Origin of the sequence: Dysgonomonas sp. GY75 (assembly GCF_015234155.1) — a bacterium.
Lineage (GTDB): Bacteria > Bacteroidota > Bacteroidia > Bacteroidales > Dysgonomonadaceae > Dysgonomonas > Dysgonomonas gadei.
Map to the genome: position 1 here is coordinate 137,748 of NZ_JADCLQ010000003.1, position 24,147 is coordinate 161,894.

Annotated in this window: 16 protein-coding genes; 12 read left to right on the plus strand and 4 right to left on the minus strand. The window is 40.7% G+C overall.

The genetic code is table 11. The features are described 5' to 3' along the window. Positions 1-386 precede the first annotated feature (386 nt). Positions 387-1,406 (minus strand): helix-turn-helix domain-containing protein, encoded by a 1,020-nt coding sequence (locus IR083_RS01825; protein ID WP_006797931.1) that lies wholly within the window; start codon positions 1,404-1,406, stop codon positions 387-389. 613 nt (positions 1,407-2,019) lie between these two features. On the opposite strand from IR083_RS01825, the gene IR083_RS01830 reads away from it, so the two are divergent. Further along, on the plus strand, positions 2,020-2,895 hold the full coding sequence (locus tag IR083_RS01830) for an AraC family transcriptional regulator (RefSeq protein WP_194223023.1): 876 nt from the start codon (positions 2,020-2,022) through the stop codon (positions 2,893-2,895). 95 nt (positions 2,896-2,990) lie between these two features. On the opposite strand, the gene IR083_RS01835 is transcribed toward IR083_RS01830, so the two are convergent. From IR083_RS01835 to IR083_RS01845, 3 genes are read right to left on the minus strand one after another with little or no spacing between them, the layout of a single operon-like run. Then, positions 2,991-4,505: a glycoside hydrolase family 28 protein gene (locus IR083_RS01835; protein ID WP_194223024.1), complete on the minus strand. Its 1,515-nt coding sequence runs from the start codon at positions 4,503-4,505 to the stop codon at positions 2,991-2,993. Between the two features lie 22 nt (positions 4,506-4,527). After that, positions 4,528-6,045 carry a glycoside hydrolase family 28 protein gene (locus IR083_RS01840; RefSeq protein ID WP_194223025.1) on the minus strand — a complete coding sequence of 506 codons (1,518 nt, stop codon included), beginning with the start codon at positions 6,043-6,045 and terminating at the stop codon, positions 4,528-4,530. Positions 6,046-6,065: 20 nt separating this feature from the next. Next, positions 6,066-7,361: a glycoside hydrolase 5 family protein gene (locus IR083_RS01845; protein WP_194223026.1), complete on the minus strand. Its 1,296-nt coding sequence runs from the start codon at positions 7,359-7,361 to the stop codon at positions 6,066-6,068. Between the two features lie 368 nt (positions 7,362-7,729). Here IR083_RS01845 and IR083_RS01850 point away from each other — a divergent pair, with 368 nt between their 5' ends. The 11 genes from IR083_RS01850 (at position 7,730) to IR083_RS01900 (ending at position 24,132) form a co-directional block, all read left to right on the plus strand. Further along, positions 7,730-10,933: a SusC/RagA family TonB-linked outer membrane protein gene (locus IR083_RS01850; protein WP_194223027.1), complete on the plus strand. Its 3,204-nt coding sequence runs from the start codon at positions 7,730-7,732 to the stop codon at positions 10,931-10,933. Positions 10,934-10,958: 25 nt separating this feature from the next. Then, positions 10,959-12,722: a RagB/SusD family nutrient uptake outer membrane protein gene (locus tag IR083_RS01855; protein WP_194223028.1), complete on the plus strand. Its 1,764-nt coding sequence runs from the start codon at positions 10,959-10,961 to the stop codon at positions 12,720-12,722. A gap of 30 nt (positions 12,723-12,752) precedes the next feature. Beyond that, positions 12,753-13,901 (plus strand): glycan-binding surface protein, encoded by a 1,149-nt coding sequence (locus IR083_RS01860; RefSeq protein WP_194223029.1) that lies wholly within the window; start codon positions 12,753-12,755, stop codon positions 13,899-13,901. A gap of 79 nt (positions 13,902-13,980) precedes the next feature. After that, positions 13,981-15,423, plus strand: coding sequence for a glycosyl hydrolase (locus tag IR083_RS01865; protein ID WP_194223030.1), 1,443 nt, complete (start codon positions 13,981-13,983; stop codon positions 15,421-15,423). A 33-nt stretch (positions 15,424-15,456) separates the two neighbouring features. Further along, the gene (locus tag IR083_RS01870) at positions 15,457-16,188 is read left to right on the plus strand and encodes a DUF1080 domain-containing protein (RefSeq protein WP_006797922.1); all 732 of its coding nucleotides are present in this window, start codon (positions 15,457-15,459) and stop codon (positions 16,186-16,188) included. A 73-nt stretch (positions 16,189-16,261) separates the two neighbouring features. Then, positions 16,262-17,464, plus strand: coding sequence for a glycosidase (locus IR083_RS01875; RefSeq protein WP_194223031.1), 1,203 nt, complete (start codon positions 16,262-16,264; stop codon positions 17,462-17,464). Between the two features lie 18 nt (positions 17,465-17,482). Beyond that, positions 17,483-17,761 carry a hypothetical protein gene (locus tag IR083_RS01880; RefSeq protein WP_194223032.1) on the plus strand — a complete coding sequence of 93 codons (279 nt, stop codon included), beginning with the start codon at positions 17,483-17,485 and terminating at the stop codon, positions 17,759-17,761. A 284-nt stretch (positions 17,762-18,045) separates the two neighbouring features. After that, entirely contained in the window at positions 18,046-19,443 is a 1,398-nt protein-coding gene (locus tag IR083_RS01885) for an MFS transporter (RefSeq protein ID WP_194223033.1), read from the plus strand. After that, complete coding sequence (locus tag IR083_RS01890; RefSeq protein ID WP_194223034.1) at positions 19,440-20,606, plus strand: AGE family epimerase/isomerase; 1,167 nt, start codon at positions 19,440-19,442, stop codon at positions 20,604-20,606. The genes IR083_RS01885 and IR083_RS01890 overlap by 4 nt, the downstream gene beginning before the upstream one ends. A 419-nt stretch (positions 20,607-21,025) precedes the next feature. Continuing rightward, positions 21,026-22,147, plus strand: coding sequence for a glycoside hydrolase family 26 protein (locus IR083_RS01895; RefSeq protein ID WP_194223035.1), 1,122 nt, complete (start codon positions 21,026-21,028; stop codon positions 22,145-22,147). A gap of 11 nt (positions 22,148-22,158) precedes the next feature. After that, complete coding sequence (locus IR083_RS01900; protein WP_194223036.1) at positions 22,159-24,132, plus strand: glycoside hydrolase family 97 protein; 1,974 nt, start codon at positions 22,159-22,161, stop codon at positions 24,130-24,132. Positions 24,133-24,147 lie beyond the last annotated feature (15 nt).

Here is a 24,147-nt window from a genome sequence, read left to right on the forward strand (position 1 = left end):
GGAAAATGTAGAAGGATATGTGATCAAAGGCTTTTCTCTTGCTATAAATATTCTTATTTTTTAATTTATACAATTGAAAATCCGCGAACCATCCCGACCCACGGATTTCACCTTAACACAAACTTTACAAAACTACACAGTAGCTAATTATAAATTAGCTATTTTCCTCCTTATAAACTTTTATTCTATTCTTCTTTTACTTATATGTACAAAAATAGACAATACCCTATTCATAAAAGGTACAAAATATGAGCAATGGGCTCTTTTTTATTTTCTATTTTAATATCCAAGAAGAGTTTTCGGGCAGATATTGCATTCACCTTTCAAATATTCCATTATTTTGCATTTTTGTAATTGTGATATTAAAATAATTGGGCATAAACAATTCAAGTCGTAGATAATTTTGAGTTTATCAATTTTCGTTGTTCCTGAAAAAACTTATGTCTTTGAATCTCCCCGCCGAATGTTATAAGTGTAGAATATCGCTTCAGAGATTCAATCCACAATGCATGACTTTTACAGATACTTGGATCAAGAGAATTGATCCCACCTATACCATATAATGCAATATGCGAACGAGAAGTATTATTGCTCTCCAGGAGCAAATAAGTTGCATCAATATCTATATTACATAAATATACTGCAATATTAGAATCGGTATTATTATAAATCCCCGAAATCGATATATTTTCTATTTCTGATATCACTTCATTTAGTTCAGCTCTGATAAGTTCCACATCTTCCGCATCAAGGAGATTCAAATCATAGAAATATTTCACCTCCCTTATCACTGAGGCAAACATATCGTGATTAATTATTATTTGAGAATTTTTCACTTTCCGTATTTCGGATACAAATGCACGGTGAGCATTAGTCAATTCTTTTTCTATCATAAAATCCTTATATGGCAATGACTGAACCCTCATAATCTGATAAGACCATTTAAACAGGCGAAATTTAGCCAAACTATCGTAGTGAAGAAAAAATATAAAAGGCAAACTGTTAAATGCACATTTGAATGTTGAGTTTTCTAATGCTCCAAATTTGGAAGCTAATGCTACATATTCCTCTATTCTCTTGGCATAATTTATATTTATATGAGTCATATCTACCAGATTCAACTCAAATATAGCCTTCTTATCCACTTGCGAACCTATGATATTATCGACAGAAAAGCCTAATGCCTGCGATATCTGAGCTACTTCTTCGAACGAAAATCTTACTTCTCCCCGGAGTCTTCTATAAACTGATTCTTTCCCCAAACATAAGATGTCACCTAATACGGAAGCGACTTTTTCTTTTTCTGATTTTGTTAAATTCTCTTTTTCTGTAATTGCAGTCCGTATCGTCCTGATTAATCTGTCATGCGCACTTGTCTCTTTCATCGAATTTATTCCTACATTCATGATTTAATTTCCTTTTAATCTGTTTATAAATAAACTATAGAAAAGACTATTTACTTAACAACACCCCCATTTACACAATCCTTAAACCCTGTAAAGTCATTATAATATAGCAATATTAATTTTGTCGCAAAATTATAGATACAGATACTTTCGAAGCGTACATTTTGTGATTATTATCAAAGTATAATTTTCTTTTATAGCATTTAGCATATTATATATTTCATTTATGACATTCAAGCCATTAATAATGTCAGTAAATGAATCCAAGAGACAGACAATGCAAATAACGAGCCGCACATATTATATTTTTACTTTTTTTGACATTACTAAATAATTAGAATCAATTATTAATCTTTTTTTTCAATCAAACGGTTCAAAAACGAGCATTAGACATACTCAGGCTAGACTATTGACAAATGTTGATCAATCTCACTTTTATTCTTGGCAAGATATACAATATTTGAAATATCTTTCAGACTTTATCTCCCTGCATAGTTAAATCAATTGTTATTTTATGCTAAAAACGACACCATAATTATACGTCATGTTAAAGCTTATACCTTCTTCTGTTTACACCATAAAATTCTTATATTTGCTATCAAACTATATACCTATGGAATCTGTACTCAGAGAAGTGACACCTCTTTCGGAAAGAGATTGCTTCATGATTTTTACGCGAACAAAGAAAGAGTTTACATATCCGGTACATATACATGCCGAATATGAATTGAATTTCATCGAAAACGGTGCCGGTGCCAAACGTGTCGTTGGTGATAGCATGGAAGATATAGAAAATCTGGAACTAGCTCTCATAACCGGCCCCAACCTCGAACATGCATGGTTAAACAATAAGTGCGAATCGGAAGAAATAAAAGAGATTACCATACAATTTCACGGAGATTTATTGAACGAGCATTTATTGCAAAAAAACCAGTTCCGCACGGTAAAGGAAATGTTCGAAAAAGCGCAGTTTGGTGTGGTTTTTTCTCAGGAAACCATTACCTCAATGAGAGAACGGTTATATTCTCTCGCATCGGAGGCCCAAGGTGCGCATTCGGTCTTAAAATTGTTTGGTATATTATATGATCTCTCACTTTCCCCCATGCGTGAACTTTCGAGCCGTTCGTTTAAATCTCACGAACAAAGTTACGATAGCCGGAGGATAGAACGGGCATACAACTTCATGCTGGAGAATTACAATAAAGAAATAAGACTGGCCGACGTAGCTGACCTTGTAGGTATGACGGAGGTAGCATTCAGCCGTTTTATAAAGAAAAGGACAGGACGAAATTTTATCGATTCGTTAAATGACATACGTCTGGGACATGCCACACGCCTGTTAGTGGATACAACCTATAGTATTATGGAGATATGTATGGTTTGCGGATTTAATAATCTTTCCAATTTTAACCGGATTTTTAAAAAGAAAAAAGGTTGTACTCCGCGCGAATTCAGAGAAAACTATAAGGAATCGAGGTTTTTCTTATAGGTATAAGAAAAATATAAAAAGAAGCATGAACCTGTATCTAAGATTCATGCTTCTTCCTTTATAAACATTACTGGGCATATAAATGCAAACCTAACCTATTTGAGTATATTATTTGTTATTCTTTCACAGTTTTTTAAAGACACAGCAGGCAATTTAGGATTGGATGGAGAAGGTGCAGCGGTCATATTATTCAGATTCATATTTTTCACTTTATTTGCCTCGATAGCATATGTGTAATGATGCTTCTCTACCTTATCCCAGCCTATATTCCCCTGGTTGAAATATATATTCTCTACATTCTCAAGATATATCACAGGTACATCTGACTGATAAAGTTCTTTTTCCCTGTTTGCATTCAGCCTTAAATCAAAGTTTCCCCCGGCTACTTCTTCCAAGGCACTTTTTCTCAATACAAAGTCGAAGTTATTGAATGTCACATTTTGTATTCGTGTATCATCCGATGCAATCATTACAATTGAGTTTTCACCTACACAAGTGATATTTGTAAAATTGAGGTTTTTGATAATTCCGATATTTGGCTTTTCCGGTATCAGCATCATAGCAGTTATATTTATAGGTTCCCCCTGTCCCCACCAGTCACCTGTATGCAGCCTTGTCTCTATATGTATATTGGAAAAGTTCATATTCTGTACCGATCCGGTATCACTTACAGAAATATTTATACCGCGATTCGAATCATATATGACGATATTGTCGAAATTATAGTTTGACATATGATTCTGATCATGTCCCCCAATGCGTATCCCGCTGGAACGGGATTGTAAGACACAGTTCGACACATTAACATTTTTCGACGGTTTCATTATATCCTTGAATCCGGGATCACCGTGATGATTAGCATATCCGGCTACAACAATAGCATCATCACCACAGGTAATAATACAATTGGACATATTTACATTACTGCAAGAAATAATATCGATTCCGTCGCCATTGGGAATCAATAAATTATTATCTATACTCAGTCCGGTAATTTTAACCCTGTCGCAATGCACAATCAATATTGTCCAATAAGGCGCGTCGATACATTCAAAGTCGGAAAGTGTCACATTTGTGCATTCGCTAAATATAACCATTTGATGAAATCTGTCTTTTGGATACAATGGCCCATCGCCCAGACCGCTAAAAACCTTTCTGAAATTCTCTTTCTGGCGAGTAAATACTTTTTGATCGTCACCTATTGTTTTTGCCTTGCCTTCATACATGAATTCCATGCCTCGCCCGAATATCCTGCCATTTCCGGTGATAGATACATTTTCGGATTTCTCGGTATAAAATATCCCGGCCAATTCCCTGTTATGCCTTTGATACTGCGTAAGATCGGTTGTCGCCTTCAATATGGCTCCGGTTTCGAAGTTAAATTCCACATTTGATTTTAAATTGATAGTCCCCACAAGATAAGTCCCGGACGGTACATGTACTATTCCCCCACCCTCTTTGTGACATTCATTTATAGCTTCTTGTACCTGGGCGGTAGTTAGTGTTACTCCATCATTTTTTGCACCATAATCAATTATATTATAAATCTTGGCGTTTGATGTTATACAAAAACTGAAAAATAAAATAATAAAAAATATCTTGTTAGTCATAGTTCTTATTTATTTGAATATGTTATTTTCTTTTCAATATATTGTTAGATACTTGTGTACAATTTGTTAATGAAATAGCCGGTAGCTTCGGATTGGAAGGAGACGAAACGGCTGTCATATTATTCAACTTCATGTTATTTACCTTTATAGCTTCAATCGCATGTGTATAATAAGATGCGTCTGTAGCATCCCAACCTATATTCCCTTGATTAAAATATACATTTTGAGCATTTTCTATGTAAATAACGGGGATATTGGACTTGTATATCTCTTTTCCCGATACAGTATTTGGCCTGAGATCGAAATTCCCGCCGCTGGTCTTTTCCAATGCACTTTTCCTTAGAATAAAATCGAAATTATTGAATGTTATATTCTCCAGTTTAGTCTCATCCGAAGCATACATTAATATTGAATTCTCTGCTACACATGTAATATTGGAAAAGTTTATATTCTTAACGATCCCGACAGGATTATCCGGCACGCCTCTCATCGCCGATATTTTGATAGGTTCACCCTGTCCCCACCAGTCACCTGTATGCAGCCTTGTCTCTATATTTATATTGGAAAAGTTCATATTCTGTACCGAACCTGAATCCCGCACTGTAATATTGATTCCGCAATTGGAATCAAAGATTGTTATATTATTGAAATTATAATTAGACATATGGTTTTGATCCCATCCACCGATTCTTATTCCACTCGAACGTGATTGAAGTACACAATTGGATATATTAATATTTTTCGATGGTTTGCGTATATCTTTAAATCCCGGATCACCAAAGTGGTGTGCATAACCCGCTAACACGATGGCATCATCGCCACAGGTGATAATGCAGTCCGAAACATTCACATTGCTGCTGGATATAATGTCCAGCCCGTCGCTATTGGGAATCAGCAGGTTATTATTAATCGACAAACCGCTTACTTTTACCCTGTCGCAATGCACGATAAGGAATGTCCAGTAAGGTGCGTCGACACATTCGAAGTCCGATAATGTAACATTATAACAGTTGCTGAATATTATCATTTGCTGAAACCTGTCTTTAGGATATACCGGACCGTCTCCAAGCCCTGCAGACACTTTCCGGAAATCATTTTTCTGACGCACATAATTAAGGACATCCCCACTGATAACTTTTGCGCTATCTGCATACATAAATTCCATTCCCTGTCCGAATATCTTTCCGTTTCCTGTGATAGATACGTTTTTTGCATTCTCTGTATAAAATACACCTGCCAGGCCATTGTTATCTTTCTGATATTGTGACAGGTCTGTAGTAGCAACTAATGTGGCTCCGGTTTCGAATCTGAATTCTACATCCGATTTTAAATTGATTGTACCTACAAGGTAGTTTCCTTTTGGCACATATACTACTCCTCCACCTTCATAACTACACTGGTCTATAGCTTTTTGTATATAAATAGTAGTAAGTGTTTTCCCATCATTCAACGCGCCGAAATCTTTTACATTGTAAATCGCAGCACTGGAGGCGAGCCATAAATTGATTAATATAAGTTGTAGTAATACTCGTTTATACATAATATACAGTTTTATTTGTTTTATTTTTTACTCTGCATTTCCTTATTAAATCCGAAAATTATATCTATTGTATTATCAGAATGGAATACCGAATATAACCCTTGCTCTTCCTGAGCCGGATCGCCCATATAGTCATCCCCTTTTTCCCAGAATATATGCTGTTTATTTTGCCTGGCAAATCCGCCCCACGCCCAGAAATTGGCACCGGCCAGCATTCCTTTATTATTATAATTATCTTTGACCAAATCGAATACATAAGTATAATATTCATTCCTATTAATTACAGGAGAAGCTATTGCAAATTCAAAATCATCACGGGGATACCCGAATTCTTCTATAACCATAGGCTTTTTATATTTGGACGAGATGCTGAGGTGCTTCTTAATATATATGCCTGTTTGCTCTTTCGAATATTCCAATGTACCTTTCAGGTCATCCTTCTTTGCCCATCCCCAATTGTAAGGCCAGATATGAATAGTCGTATAATCGATCTCTTTGTACGAATGTATCAGTTCCCATAGCTGGATGTCACCTTCACAGCCCTGATACCCCTCGCTTCCTACCGATACCAGATGATTAGGATCGAGTTTTTTTATCTGGCGGGCAACATCACTTATCCATAAAGCAAAAGAGACCTTGTTCTCTTCGGCAAACGCACGAGGTTCATTACCTATCTGCCACGACATTATCACCGGATCATCTATATATCGTTTATTAGTGTAGCGGTTTGTACGTGTAACAATATATTCGACATGGTTGGCAAATAAAGTCTTGCATGAATCACACTTTTGATATTGCTTTACATATTCAGAAAAAGCATTCCAGCCATCTACTGCGGGAATGGGTGCTTTGCCTTTCCCCGCCCATTCAAGATATTGGCTGTATCCTCCCGACCACTCCCACGAATTGTTCAGGAAAAGAACGGCCGACATATTCCTTTTGCCCATCTCTGCCAGCAGAAAATCTAACCCTGCCAGTATGGTATCGTTATAAACACCCGGCGAAGTTTGCAAAGTAGGTTCCACCTTTGCCTTTATTCCATTTATCCCGTCGGCACCTACAAGTATACGCAGGTTGTCAACTCCAATAGCCGAAAGCGAGTCCAGTTCTTTTTCGAGCCTCACCCTATTTCCGCCTTCACCTTCGGAAGAAAGAATAGCTCCATACCAGAAATTAGTACCTATATAGTAATAAGGCTCCCCGTTTTTTAGAAACTGGCCATTTTCGGCTATGGTAATAAAACGGCTATCCGATGTTTGCCCTTTACATCCATATAATATAAATATGGAGACAATAAATAATAAAGAAAATTTCATTTTTAGAGGGTATTAGATAATATTAGAAATGATATTACAAAAATACAATAGATCCCCTTGAAGAGACAAGTATTTATTTATCTCGTTGTAATACTTTTTTATCCTTTTAAATGAAAAATAATACCAATAATGTTAAATTGATATTACAAATAATAAAACAACAAACATTGACAGTAAGGCAATTACATCCAATAGCAAAATAACAACTTTCCGAATCAATCTTTTTTTGGCAAAAAAAGTATTATTATATGATAATAAAGTATTTGTTTTTTATGCATCACATAGATACTTTTGTAATGTAAGTTTCTTGCGGAAAATATTATTCCAATAATAATTACTAACTATATTCTTAATCTAAACCTTAAATTATGAAAAGAATACTTTATCTATTATTTTTTCTTTGCATAATCCCGTATGCGGCGTTCGCACAGGCATATCAGATTTCCGGCCTGGTAACGGATGCAAAAGATGGTTCTCCATTGCCGGGAGTTGCTGTTCACACACAAGACAGAGTGGCAACAATGACTGATGCCGACGGCCTTTATTCAATCAAGGCTAACAAAGGTGATATTCTCACATTTTCACTCATTGGAATGAAACGCCAGGAAGTAAAAGTGGAATCGGAAAAGAGTATCAACATTGCCATGGAAGATGAAAATATAAACCTGGACGAGGTTGTAGTCATCGGGTACGGTACTGTAAAGAAAAGAGACCTTTCCGGGGCTGTAGGTCAGGTGAAAGCCGATGATCTGCTGAAAGGAAATCCTATGAGCAGTATCAATCAGGCGCTGCAAGGAAAGATGGCGGGGGTCAGTGTTATACAGAACGATGGCGCTCCGGGAGCAGGAATCAGTATCCTGGTTCGTGGAGCAAACTCATTTAAGACCAATTCGCAGCCGTTGTATATTGTCGATGGTGTTCCATACGACGTTGCCTCTATGCCGACAAATGGTTTGCAGAACGGGAATAACCAGACAGCCAATGCATTGGCAAATATCAACCCGCATGACATAGAGTCTATCGAAGTATTGAAAGATGCGTCGGCGACAGCTATATATGGTTCCCGCGGGGCAAACGGGGTTGTATTGATTACTACAAAAAAAGGACAACTAGGTTCTGAAAAAATAGAATTCACGGCCAATTTCAGTATGTCCAATCGCAGTAAGAAGATGGATGTACTCGACCCGGTGACTTATGCTCGTTATGTGAATGAAGGTGTGACCAACCGTAAACTCTACGATGGTGTTTCTTATTTTATGCTGCCATATCCGGGAGCATGGTCGTACAGATATGATGCCAATAATAATATATTGACCGATACGGGTAAATACCTTCCCGGGCCGGAAGATTTCCAGAATCTGGGTATGCGTACAGATCAGTATGGAAATACAACTTCGGTGATGAGTACCGACTGGCAGGACGGCATCTTCCAGACTGCATATAGCCAGGAATATAACATCAGTGTTTCCGGTGCGAGCGATAAAGGATGGCATTCATTTTCCGGTAACTTTATGGATCAGACGGGTATTATTGTGAATTCGGCTTATAAGCGTTATTCGTTGCGTACGAATCTGGGACGTAAGCTGAGAAGCTGGCTCGAGGTGGGTACAAACCTGAGTTATACGAATTCGATAACGGATTTCGCAAAGACAAACTCATCCGAATCTTCTGTGGTTCGTTCGGCACTGGTCTTTCCTCCTACATACGATCCTCTGGTAGGCCGTCAGGAATCGAACGAACTGAACTGGTTGGCTGCCAATCCTTATGTATATGTACGTAATACTACAGACCAGCTGAGATCCAACAATGTATTCAGCTCATCTTATATAGAAGTGAAATTTACCGATTACTTAAAATTCCGTCAGAATCTGGGTTTAAGCTATTCGGCAAACAACCGTTACACATTCTACAGCCGCCTGACACAGGAAGGTTATCCGCCGACAAACGGAAGAATAGGGCAAAGTGACAACTGGTGGCAAGGAACTACGGCAGAGTCAATTATGACTTTCGAAAAGACCTTTAATAAGGTACATGCCCTGAATGTGGTGGCCGGTTTCACTTTCGAAGAAGCAAACTGGGGTAATAAGTCGGTAAGCGGATACAATCTGCCTACGGATATAACAGGACCGTATAACATCGGGTCTGCATTGACTATAGAAACTCCTTCATCGGGCAGGGGAATGTCGAGAATGGTATCCTTGCTGGGCCGTGCAAACTATATCTATAATGATAAGTATATAGTTACCGCATCTTACCGTCGCGATGGTTCGAGCAGGTTTATAGAAGGAAATAAATTTGCCAATTTTGCTTCCGGAGCTCTGGCTTGGCGGATCTCTGAAGAGAAGTTCATCAAAGACCTGAATATATTTGATAACCTTAAATTGAGGTTGAGCTACGGACAAACAGGAAATCAGGGGATCAATTCTTATCAGACTTTAGCCAGACTGGGTACAAATAATTATCCGATAGGCAGTTCTCAGGTTAGTGGTTTCTCTGAAGACGTGTACAACGGAGCCCTCAATCCTAACCTGAAATGGGAGACTACAGACCAGTATAATGCCGGTCTCGATATATCTTTCCTTAAAGGAAGAATAAACCTTACAGCAGACTATTATTATAAAAAGACAAAAGATCTTTTACAGAATGTATCGATACCTTCCAATTCAGGATTCAGGAATATGTGGTCTAATGCAGGCTGGGTAAAGAATAACGGACTCGAACTGACAGGTAAATTCTATGCTGTAACGACCAAAGATTTCAGCTGGGATATCGATGCTAACATTTCTTTCAATAAGAATGAAATCGGCGGACTGGCAGGCGATCAGTTTGCTGATCCTCTCTGGTATGCCGCAAGTAATGTATTTATTCAGCGTAACGGCGTTCCTATCGGTGCCATGTATGGTTATGTAGAGGATGGGTTATATGACAATGAAGCCGAGGTGCGTGCCAATCCCATTTATGCCAACGCAGCTGATGCTGTAGTGAAGAGTATGGTAGGTGAAATTAAATACCGCGACCTCGATGGCGACGGAGCTATAACGGCTCACGGAGACAGAACCATCATTGGCGACGCAAACCCTGATTTCGTATATGGTATAACAAATAATCTCCGTTGGAAAGGATTTTCTTTAAGTTTCTTCTTCCAGGGATCTGTCGGGAATGATGTGTATAATGCCAATCTGATGGATATAACAATGACAAATATCGCCAATATCCCACGTTGGGCGTACGAAAGACGATGGACTCCGGACAACCGGGATAACGCAGAATGGCCGAAAGCGATATCGGGCGGATATACCCGCGAATGGAAAATCTCAGACAGATATGTGGAAGACGGGTCGTATCTCAGGCTGAAAAACCTGAATATAGGATATACCTTCAATCCTAAATTCAAAGCTATAGGAGATGTTCAGGTGTATGCCAGTGCAACCAATTTATTCACTATTACGGGCTATAAATGGTTCGATCCCGATGTGAATGCATTCGGCGGAGATATGTCGAGACGTGGTGTGGATTTGAACTCATATCCTTCGAGCAGGACATTCTCGCTGGGGCTGAAAGTCGGTTTTTAAATACATAATTTTAATTATTTGAATCATGAAAAATAAAATCTACAATACAGTGCGGTTAATTCTTCTGGGGGCACTGCTTATAGTGACCATACCGTCCTGTAACGATATGCTGGAAGAGAAAAAATTCGATTTTGTTCAACCCAACGATATTGCCGATTCGGACGATGGCGCTACTCAATGGGTGATGGGTACATACAATCTGCTTATAGATGATATGTTCAGATGGAGTATCTTCCCTACTGCGTTTGATTTCGATTGTGATTATATCAGCGGTCCCGACTGGGCATTCAAAAGTTTCGGGGCAGGAAATTTCCAGTCTATCGATGAAACCAAAAATATGTGGGAGAAACCATACGTCATTATTCACAGGGCTAACTATGCGATAGAAAATATAAATAAGATGAGCAACGTTACCCCCAGGTATAAAGAAAATGCTATAGGCGAACTTCGTTTTCTGAAGGCATATTCTTACTTCCTTCTGGTACGGGCTTTCGGAGAGGTTCCGATCCGCAAAGAATCGATAAATGCTACCGGAGAAGTAAATATCCCCCGTTCTTCTATCGAAGACGTCTATGCCTACATCATAGAATTGCTTAAAGATGCCGAAACGATGATGTATAAGAATACGGATGCGGGATTTGTTGAAGGCCGTGCCTCAGCGGGCGCAGCGGCTTCCCTGCTGGCAAAGATATATGCTACGATGGCATCGGGTGCGATGCCGGCCGGAAACGAGATTATTGTAAAAGGAGGAACCCCTTATGTAATGAATGGTGATACAAAAGTATATACCAATCCGGTGGCAAAAAGATTCGCAAAAAAGCAACTTGCCGGATATGCCGCTTTCGATTACAAGGAATATTACGGGCTGGCGCGTGATAAGGCTAAACAGGTGATGGACGGAGTGTACGGGACATATGACCTACTGCCCTATGATAATCTGTGGAAAAAAGAATCATGGAATAAGACCGAACATATCTGGATGTTGCAGTCTATTTCGGGAGACCCTAAATTCGGTATGGCTTATACGGTGGGTTATGCCGGAATATACGACAGCAATGGAAATATCTTCAACGGGCTATGGTACGGCATGCGCGATCATTGGTATAAACTATTCGAAAGCAAAGATTACAGAGCCGAGAAAGGTGTAATGCACCGCTGGGCAAGAAACTTCGATGTTGTATGGAATATAGGATCGTTCTATCCCGATACGGAAGAATACAGAAATAAAGCATTAGGATATACAGATGAACACGGTAATGAAATACCACCTCAGGCGCCATATAACGACGGATTGAGATATACATGTAACAAAGATGCCGCATTCCTTGCCTTTTTGACCAAATACGATGACAGAACGGATAAAACAATTGAAAGAAGTGACGCGCACTGGCCATTCCTTCGTTTTGCCGATGTGGTACTCATATACGCAGAAGCCGAAGCCGAAACAAACGGAGTGCCGAATGATGCGGCATTGGAAGCCTTGAATAAAGTCAGGCGCAGGAGCAATGCTACTGAGAAGAAATTGACAGGGACAGGAAATATAGGTTCGATTGTGGATTTTCGTTCGGCCGTATTGGAAGAGCGTGCAATGGAGTTCGCTTTAGAAGGCGACAGGCGCTGGGATTTGATTCGCTGGGGTATCTATGTGGATGTGATGAACAATATAGGAGGTACAGACGAATCGGGTATATATAAAGTACGGTCGTCAAGGCATGAGTTACTCCCTATCCCGGCTTCCGAAATGGACTCTAATAAAGAAATCAAAGAAAACAATCCGGGCTGGAGTTAATATTTTCAAGAACGAAAAATACATACAGATATGAAAATAATAAATATAACATATTCGATAATATTTGCAGGGCTTGTCTTTCTGGCAACCGCATGCAGCGATGTGGTAACGTACAACGATGGATATGACGACCAGCTTGCATCATATGGCCCACCTTCTGTGAGCCGTATAACTACTGCAAAAGATACGGCGACGACAATAACCGAAAGTTCGCTGGCCGAGATGATTACGCTACACGGTAATAACCTGACGGATGTTACCTCCATCTTTATTAACGATGTCGAGGTCGACCTGTCTACTATATATGCAGTCAGGACACGCCTTACATTGCCTGTTCCCAGGATTTTGCCAATGGAAGCTGATAATAAGATAAAAGTCACAACTAAGTTAGGCTCCGTAAGTGTTCCTTTGACAGTCAATGTTCCGCCTTTGACCCTTTCGGGACTGGACAACGAATATGCAGCAGTGGGAGATACCGTAAATGTGAACGGCGCTAATTTCGACTTGTACGAAATTGTTGATGGAAAAGGAAAGGTTTATTTTGGAGACATCGAGGCCAAGATAGATACAACCACCGCGGAATATGTAGCTGTGATTGTGCCGCAGGGTGCAACACAGGGCGATAGGATACATGTGGTCGGCCCGCTTGCCGATATGTATGCGCCGGGCCGTTATATGGACAATCGCGGCCTGTTCCAGGACATCGACCACTATCAGGGATGGACAGGGCAAAACTGGTTTACAGATGGTTCCAGACCTGATGATCCGAAGCCATGTAGCGGCTTATATACCCGCATCAACAGGACTTTAGGCCCATGGGAATGGTTTGATTTCATTGCATCATGGTATCCTGTATTCGATGGGACAGATTGTTTCGATAATCCGGAAAAGTATGACTACAAATTTGAAGTACTGACATTAATTCCTCTCAAAACCAAAGGTATAGGATTGATATTCCAGACCGGATATTATTGGGAGCCGGGGAAAATCGTGGAGTTCAATACCAATGGAAAATGGAAAACAATTACAGTTCCTTTGGAGGTGGTCATGAACGGGATGAAAGAAACGAATCTTCCTCACGAAAACGGCCATGTTGGATTCCAGATCAATATTGCGGGTGGAGAGTCCGAGACTATTGATATTTCCTTTGATAATTTCAGGATAACTCCTAAAGAATAGGAATAGTAAAGTAATACAGGCCGCAATGTTATATGCCATTGCGGCCTGATAATAGCTTCATCGATTAACATATAAATAAATGAAGAAAGGAATTATTATCTGCTTACTCAATTTGTTTTGTTATTCTGTTTTTGCCTCTTGTTCGGGGGGTACGGAAAAAGAGGGAGGTAAAGAAACCGGTTATCCTTCTCCGGTTGTAGCGTCCATCCGTTACGAAGCAGAAAATGCAATACTGGTGGGCGATGCCGTTGTTGAAAAAAACATACCCGGATTTTCAGGAACAGGCTATGTGAACCAAAACGGCGGTGATATTTCTTTCAGGATCAATGTTCCCGAAAAAGGGAAATACAAGTTGGATATACGATATTCTACAAACGGGCAGAAAAAAGAAAATCTGCTATTCATAAATAACATACAACAGTCGAGCCTGATATTCGATCCTGCACAAAACTGGGAAACTCTCCCGGTAAACGGTCTCATACTAGATAAGGGGGAGAATATAGTCCTCATAAAAAAAGGCTGGGGCTGGATGTTTTTCGATTACATAGAAGTAAATAAAGCGCAGGAGGATATCTCTTTCAACGTATCACCATCTCTTGTGACACCCGGTGCTTCGGCACAGGCAGTAAAACTGTACAATTTCCTGAAAGATAATTTCGGAAAGAAAACAATATCCGGAGCTATGGCCAATTACAGCACAGGACTGGAAGAAGCAAACTGGATGCATGAGAAAACAGGTAAATGGCCTGCTCTCGCGTGCTTCGATTTTATAGACTATAACCGTACATGGGGTTTTGTGAATTACAAGGCCATAGTAAATAATTCCAAAATGTGGTGGCAAAACAACGGTATTGTCTCCATCATGTGGCATTGGCGCGACCCATTGAAACTAACAGACCAGTTCTATACCGAAAGTACAACATTCGACATATCTAAAATCAATGATACGGATTCGCCGGAATATAAAGCAATGATAGCCGATATAGATATTATTGCGGATTATCTGAAACAACTGAAAGAGTCGAATATACCTGTACTCTGGCGTCCTTTGCACGAAGCAGCCGGAAAGTGGTTCTGGTGGGGGGCAAAAGGATCAGAGCCTTGCAAAGCCTTATGGATATTGATGTATAACAGGCTTACAAACCACCATAGGCTGAATAACCTGATATGGGTGTGGACAAGCGATGCCGCAGGCGAAGCAGGCGAATGGTATCCCGGCGATGAATATGTTGACATCGTAGGCATGGATATTTATCCGGGCGAGAGGCAGCACGGCTCCCAATATATCGCCTTTGATAAGGTAAAAGAATTATATGGTGGCCGCAAGATAATCGCTCTTAGCGAATGCGGTTCCATACCCGACATAGATAAAATGTTCGAATACGGCGATGCGTGGTCGTGGTTTATGCCGTGGAACGGACCTATGACACGCCTCGATGAACAGAACGGAGAGGAATTTATAAAGAAGGTCTTTAATAACGATAAGGTAATAATCAGAGACGAAATGCCATCTTTAAAGTAATCAGCTAATAAATAATTAATAAAAATATCTTCAATGAAAAGAACTGCATTATTAGTTTTCGTATCCACAGTTACTATTGCTGTATCTGCGCAGCAGATGAAGCCTGAAAGTACAGAATGGTATTATCCGCAACCGCCTAAGATAGTTCCGGCAGCCAATATAGGGCAACCGCCTTCGGACGCAATTGTGTTGTTCGACGGTAAGGATTTGTCGAAATGGGTATCTGCGGACGGTAGCGCGGCAAAATGGGCAGTAGTGGACGGTGGTATGACAGTAACACAAGGCGCAGGCGATATTTACACAAAAGAATATTTTGGCGATTGTCAATTACATATAGAATTCAAATCTCCGACTCCTGCTAAGGGTGGCGGGCAAGGCAGAGGAAACAGCGGTGTCTTTCTCCAAAGTATTTACGAAGTGCAGGTACTGGACGGGGACAACAATCCTACCTATGTGAACGGTATGGTCGGCAGCATATACAAACAGCGGGCGCCTTTGGCGGATGCTTATACCAAGGCCGGGCAGTGGCAGGTGTATGATATTTTCTGGAAGGCTCCGGTATTCGGGACGGACGGAAAATTGGAGAGTCCTGCAATAATAACTGTGATGCTGAACGGTGTATTAATTCAGAATAACTATGTGCTGAAAGGTACGACCGAATATATCGGTTTTCCGAAATACAATGCACATGGAAGATTGCCGCTGATGCTGCAAAATCACGGCGATGCGGTTGCATACCGCAATATATGGATAAGAAACTTATAAAATTGGAATAGCCCTGAAATAAATGCGATAGGGAAGATTTCAATTGATGATATATATTAAAAAAATAAAAGAAATGAACGAGCTTTTTAAAAAACGTCTGGAGGCTGTAACTAAAGAATATGAAGAATTAGTTACGCGTAAGAATGAACCGGTATTCCCCGGCAACGGAATATTCGAAAGGTATAAATATCCTGTGCTGACGGCCGCACATGCCCCGGTATTCTGGCGATACGATTTGTCGCCCGGGACGAATCCCTACTTTATGGAGCGTTTCGGCATAGAAGGTACATTCAATGCCGGAGCTATAAAATGGAATGGGAAATACCTAATGGCGGTGCGGGTGGAAGGCAACGACCGTAAATCCTTTTTCGCCATAGCGGAAAGTCCTAACGGGGTCGATAACTTCCGTTTTTGGGATTATCCGATAAATATGCCTGAAACCGATAATCCCGATGTAAACGTCTACGATATGCGCCTTACGGCACATGAAGACGGATGGGTCTACGGCATATTCTGTACCGAGCGCAAAGACCCGAATGCTCCGGCGGGAGACTTGTCGTCTGCCGTGGCTGCTGCGGGTATATCCCGTACAAAAGATTTAAAAAGCTGGGAACGGTTGCCGGATCTGAAATCGAAAAGCCAGCAACGGAATGTGGTACTGCACCCCGAATTCGTAAATGGAAAATATGCGCTCTATACCCGTCCTCAGGACGGATTTATAGATGCCGGCAGCGGAGGCGGTATAGGCTGGGCTTTGGTCGATGATATCACAAGAGCGGAGATAAAGGAAGAGAAAATTATCAATTACCGTTATTACCATACGATCAAGGAGCTGAAGAACGGCGAAGGTCCTCATCCTATAAAGACGGCGAAGGGCTGGCTGCATTTTGCGCATGGTGTGCGTATGTGCGCTGCCGGATTGAGGTATGTCCTTTATCTGTATCTTACCGACCTCGAACAGCCCGACAAACTGATTGCCGAACCTGCGGGACATCTGATGGCCCCGGTCGGGGAAGAAAGGATTGGCGACGTATCCAATGTGCTGTTTACCAACGGATGGATTGCGGATGACGATGGTACTGTATTCCTTTATTATGCTTCTTGCGATACACGCATGCATGTTGCTGTCTCTTCTGTCGACCGTTTATTAGACTACTGTTTGAACACGGCTCCGGACGGATACCGTTCTGCGACTTCTGTGCAGACATTAACAAAGCTTATAGAAAACAATTTCGAGTTAACTAAAAATACAAATAGCTTAGCTGTTCAAAAATAAAGTAATTAATAAATACTAATGGTATATTTTAATGTTGGATTAATTTCGACTTCACTTTGTTTCGTCAGAACGTTCATTTTGGCATTGCCCAAAACGAACCAAAAGGCTAGCGCTCCGTTCCTCGGCGACCTGTCAACAGCTTGCCGGCTGAAAGGGACAAACGGGCTATCGCCCCGTCCCTTTCTTAGTCGGCTGCACCGGACAGGTGCCCGCCTGCGTCACGAATGCGCAGAGGCTGACGCCGTAGTAAGGCAAAGCCCTTTCAAGAATAAAATATGCGTCAGCCCGCGCCGTTAGCTTCATGGACGGGGTACCCGTAGGTTGAAAAGACGAAAAAACGGAAACGTGTTTGAGCTTATCCACTAATTCGGGTTATACAATCTTCCCAGCGAGTTTTTCCGTTTCGTCTTTTTGTCCGTTACGGGTCGGCCTTTGAAGCGGGGCGTTAAAGCGTTTTTGGTTCCTTTTGGGGATTTGGCCAAAAGGAACACAAGCAATTTTTAATTGCGCGTAGTCGAAATTAATCCAACATTTAAATACATCAATGAATATTTTTTGAAGCTAAATAGAAGATTTTCATAATGGATTCTGTAAAAATTACATTAAAAGAGAAAATAGGTTATGGATTCGGGGATGCGGCATCGTCCATGTTCTGGAAACTGTTCGGTTCCTACCTGATGATTTTCTATACCGATGTGTTCGGGCTGCCTGCGGCTGTGGTGGGTTCTATGTTCCTGATTACCCGTATCTGGGATTCGCTCTTCGACCCGATTGTAGGTATGGTTGCCGACCGCACGGATACACGGTGGGGTAAATTCCGTCCTTATCTGTTGTTTCTGGCAATACCCTTTGCCGTTATCGGGGTATTTACTTTTTTTACCCCCGGTCTGGATTATACGGGTAAGGTCATATATGCCTATGTAACCTACTCCCTGATGATGATGGTATATTCGGCTATCAATGTGCCCTATGCCTCGTTATTGGGTGTGATGAGCCCTAACCAGAAAGACAGGAATGTATTGTCTACCTCCCGTATGACCTTTGCATATATAGGCAGTTTTGTAACATTCCTGCTGTTTATGCCGTTAGTCAATTATTTCAGCAATGGCAGCAATGCCGTCGAAGATCAGCAGCGCGGCTGGTTTATGGCAGTGATAGTGATTGCTGTGATGTGCGCTATACTTTTCTTTATGTGCTTTTCATTCACAAAAGAACGTGTGAAACCGATAAAGCAGGAGAAAACACCCTTGCTTGACGATTTGCGCGATCTGATAAAGAATAAGCCCTGGTGGATTCTGTTGGGAGCAGGTGTCGCAGCATTGGTATTCAATTCGATACGCGACGGAGCTACTGTCTATTACTTTAAATATTATATCGTGGAGGATGGTTTCGGTACAATCAATGTGTTCAGTATACCGTTCGTCCTTAGCGGGTTATACCTTGCATTGGGGCAGGCTGCCAATATAGTGGGCGTCATACTGGCTGCTCCGGTCAGCAACCGTATAGGCAAGAGATATACCTATATGGGTGCGATGGCAATAGCTAGTGTACTGAGTATCGTTTTTTACTGGATGGATAAGGACAGCCTCACCTTGATTTTTATCTTACAGGCATTGATAAGTATTTGTGCAGGAAGCATTTTCCCGCTGCTATGGTCGATGTATGCCGACTGTGCCGACTACTCGGAGTTGAAGACCGGCAACAGGGCGACAGGACTGATATTCAGCTCGTCGTCGATGAGCCAGAAATTCGGTTGGGCAATCGGTAGCGCCCTGACAGGCTGGCTGCTCGGTTACTTCGGATTTCAGGCGAATGAGGCGCAGAATCCTGAAACGATCAATGTGATAAAAATGTTCCTGAGTTTCCTTCCTGCAGTGGGTACCATATTATCGGTCGTATTTATTTATTTCTATCCTCTGACGGAAAAGAAACTGGTAGAAATAACATCGGATTTGAATTTAAAGAGGGAAAATAAATGAACGGATTCAGGAAAGAATTAACTGGGAACATCCTGCCATTCTGGATAAATAAAATGCAGGACGACCATAATGGCGGCTTCTACGGACAGATAGACGGTAATAATATACTGAATCCCCGGGCTAATAAGGGGGCGATATTGAATGCCCGCATCTTATGGACTTTTTCTTCCGCATACCGTATCCTCAAGGATGAAGAATATCAGAAAACGGCACAGCGTGCCTTCGATTATATCGTTGCATACTTTATCGATAAGGAATACGGCGGAGCTTTCTGGGAACTCGATTATAAAGGTAATCCTGTAAACACGAAGAAGCAGACTTATGTACAGGGCTTTATGCTTTATGGCTTTTCAGAATATTTTCGTGCCACAGGTGAGCAAAAGGCATTGGAACTGGCTAAGGATTTCTTTTACCTGATTGAAAAATACAGGGATAAGGTTACAGGCGGTTATCCTGAGGCATTTACCCGCGACTGGCAACCGATAGAAGATATGCGCCTTAGCGATAAAGACGATAATGAGGTGAAAACGATGAATACTCACCTTCATATACTGGAACCATATACAAATCTTTGCCGTATATGGAAAGACCCGCAGTTGGAATCGGCACAGAGGCAATTGATAGATGTTTTCACGGATAAGATTCTGGATAGCAATACTAATCACCTGAATCTTTTCTTCGACGAAGATTGGAATATAAAGTCTACTGCCGTATCTTATGGCCATGATATTGAAGCATCGTGGCTGCTTTTCGAGGCGGCAGAAGTATTGGGAGACAAAGCGCTTATCGCTGAGATAAAAGATCTGTCCTTGAAGATAGCCGATGCTGCTTCCGGAGGTATCGGGGTCGATGGCAGTATGATATACGAATATAAGAACGGGCATATGGATACGGAACGCCACTGGTGGGTGCAGGCCGAAGCTGTAGTGGGATATATGTACGCATACAGAAATTCCAAGAATGCTATATATAAAGAACGGGCATCGCAAGTATGGTCGTATATTCAAAGCCGGATGGTCGACAACGAAAACGGTGAATGGTACTGGAGCCGCCTGCCGGACGGAAGTATCAACAGAAAAGATGACAAAGCCGGATTCTGGAAATGCCCTTATCACAATGGACGTATGTGCATGGAAATGTTAGAACATTTTGGAATTGATTAAGGTCGCAGTTCTATTTGTTCCTTTGGTATATAACAACAAAAGACAGTTATATTGTAAAAACATATTATTGAATATTTCTCCGGAGCAGATGTAACTTTATACTTATAATTTTATCTATACAATGCGTATAACCAGCGTGTTATCAAGAATACAGTTACAGAAGAAAATACGTGAAAAGGTGTAACCTTTGTTACCTTTTAACAAGTAGTAAGTTTTAAGTAATAAGTTGAAAGTTATATGAGATACAAGTTGTTAATCGTTTACTGACGAGATGCTTTGCTCGACTCAGCATAATAATCAAATTATTAATTTTTCATTCTTAATTATTAATTGTTTTTTCTGTTACTTCTGTTACTTTTTAATAAAATACCTATTGGTAATAAAAGACATAAAATAGAAACATTCGTAAAAAAAATATAATGAAACATTTACTAGTATTTACGCTTCTTACTCTAATATTGCTTTCTTGTAAACAAAAAGAAGAAGTGGAGAACAAAATTTTACCTATAGACAAGAATGCGACGAAAGAGACAGTCGTATTGTATAACAGATTGTTCTCACTGATGGACAAAGGTATTATGGTGGGCCATCAGGATGATCTGGCCTATGGGCATGCATGGTACAAAGAAGCCGGCAGGTCTGACGTGAAAGATGTTACCGGGGACTATCCCGCCGTGATAGGATGGGAACTGGGGCATGTGGAAACAGGAGCGGAGTTTAATCTCGATTCTATTTACTTCTCGGATATGAAGCGTTATATAAAAGAAACTTATGACAGAGGGGGCATTACCACTGTCAGTTGGCACGGGGACAATATAGTAACGGGAAATACAGCATGGGATTGCGCGCAGGATTCTGTCGTTAGAACTATTCTGCCGAATGGTTCTAACCATGAGAAATATCTTGTATGGCTCGACCGTGTCGCCGATTTCTTCTTGGATTTGAAGGATAAGGACAGCAATTATATTCCGGTGATATTCCGTATGTATCATGAGCATACCGGAGCTTGGTTCTGGTGGGGAAGCAAACAATGTACACCGGATGAATACAAGAAATTATGGATAATGACTGTCGAATACCTGCGTGACAAGAAAAATGTCCATAACTTGCTGTATGCCTATTCGCCATCCGAAACGGAAAGCGAGGAAGCCTATCTGGAACGCTATCCTGGAGACGAATATGTGGATATAGTAGGCTATGACAGCTATGTGAACGGTAAATCGCCAGAAGATATAGAGAGATACAAAGATGCTATGAGCCGCAATCTAAAGATTGTGACGGACTATGCCAGCAAAACGAACAAAGTTCCTGTTATCGGGGAAACCGGAATGGAAAGCATACCGGATTCTACTTATTTCACTAATATTGTTTATCCTATCATAACACAGCATAAAGTTGCATGGGTTCTTTTCTGGCGTAATGCATGGGAGCCTGATAAGCCTTTGCATTATTACATGCCTTACGGTGGGCATCCTGCAGCAGAAGACCTTAATGTATTTATTGGTAAACCTTCGATTCTTATGAATAGAGATATTAATTAAAACTTATATAAATGAAAAACTCATACATTGGAATAGCCTTTTTTCTGATAGTGATGTTACCATCGCTATTTGCTCAAAAGAACGTATCCCTCACTTCTCCTGACGGGCGCCTGACATTCTCTTTCAAACTGGATAACATAAGTCCATCCTACAAAGTGACGTTCAAAAAACAAACATTAATAAAGGATTCCCCCCTTTCGCTGGATTTTGAGAACGGGAAATTCGGAGAGGATCTGAAGATGAATAAACCCATGTTCAGAACCGGTGATGAAACATATGAATTAATTGTAGGTAAGACCAAAACGATCCATAGTCATTACAAAGAGGTTTTAATCCCCCTCGAAGAGAAAAATGCACCTAACAGAAAAATAAACTTAGTAGTAAGGGCCTTTAATGATGGCATAGCTTTCCGCTATGAATTTCCTAAACAATCCAATTGGGATTCTTATGTGATGTATGACGAGAAGACAACTTTCAATCTCGCAGAAGACCCGAAGGCATTAACCTTGTTCCTGCCATCATATACAAGTTCGCATGAAGGATTATATACACATTTGGATTATAACGACATAGAAGAAAACAGATTAATGGATATGCCCATCATGCTGGAATATCCGGACAATATCTTTATGGCAATCACCGAAGCAGCTATCGTAAACTATGCCGGAATGTATCTGGTGAAAGAAGATGGTATGTTTGTAGGCAAGCTATCCCCTCTTCCCGGGCAGGATAAAATAAAGGTGAAGGTCAATTTGCCTCATCATACTCCATGGCGTGTAATGTCTATAAGTGACCGGGTGGGAGCTCTTATAGAATCCAATATACTTACAAACCTCAATGAGCCGTGTAAGATAGAAGATACCTCATGGATAAAGCCCGGTAAGACTACGTTTACCTGGTGGAACGGAAATGTTGTTCCGGATACAACCTTCCTGCCGGGTAATAATTTCGAGACGAATAAGTATTACATTGACTTTGCTGCCCGAAACGGACTTGATTACCATTCAGTTTATGGTTACGCGGAGCAGTCATGGTATGTAGATGACGGATACGATTTCAGTACTCCGGGCCCTAATGCAGATGTTACAAAGACTATCAAGCCGATAGATATGAAGAAAATATGCGATTATGCAGGAAGTAAAGGAATCAATATTCATGTCTGGGTAAACTGGAAGCCTTTATATGCAAAGTTGGATGCAGCCTTCAGGCAGTTTAACGAATGGGGTGTAAAAGGTATGATGGTTGATTTTATGGATCGTGACGATCAGGAAATGATCCGTATTCAGGAAGAGATATTAGCCACCGCAGCCAAATATAAGCTATTTATACAGTTCCACGGCTCTAGCAAGCCATCGGGCTTACACCGTACTTATCCGAACGAATTCACAAGGGAGGGTACGCTCAATTATGAAGTATATAAATGGGATACGATTATCAACGCTGACCACGATATCTCGATGCCATTTACTCGTCTGCTGGCCGGTGCTACCGATTATCATCTGGGCGGTTTCAGAGCTGTGCCGAAAGCCAAGTTCAAGATACAATATACAAATCCATTAGTGACCAGCACCCGTTGTCATATGTTGGCTATGTATGTGGTACTGGAAAGTTATCTGGGAATGATATGCGACACGCCTCCTTCTTATGAAGGGCAACCGGGATTCGATTTCTTGCGAAAATTACCCACAGTATGGGATGAAACCAAAGTCCCTGACGCCAAAGTAAATGAATATGTTACCATAGCAAGAAGGAACAATACTGATTGGTATATTGGCTCCCTGAATAATAGTAAAGCCCGTACCCTGACTATTACTCTGGATTTCCTTGGTGAAGGTGACTTTACCGCAGAAATATATACTGATGCCGAAGATGTAAGTATAAATCCAAATCATTTGAAAAAGCAGATTAAGCAAGTAAAAAAAGGAGATACCATCGAACTGCCTTTAGCCTCTGACGGAGGTGCAGTAATACATATTTATCCCTGATGAAGTATAATAAAG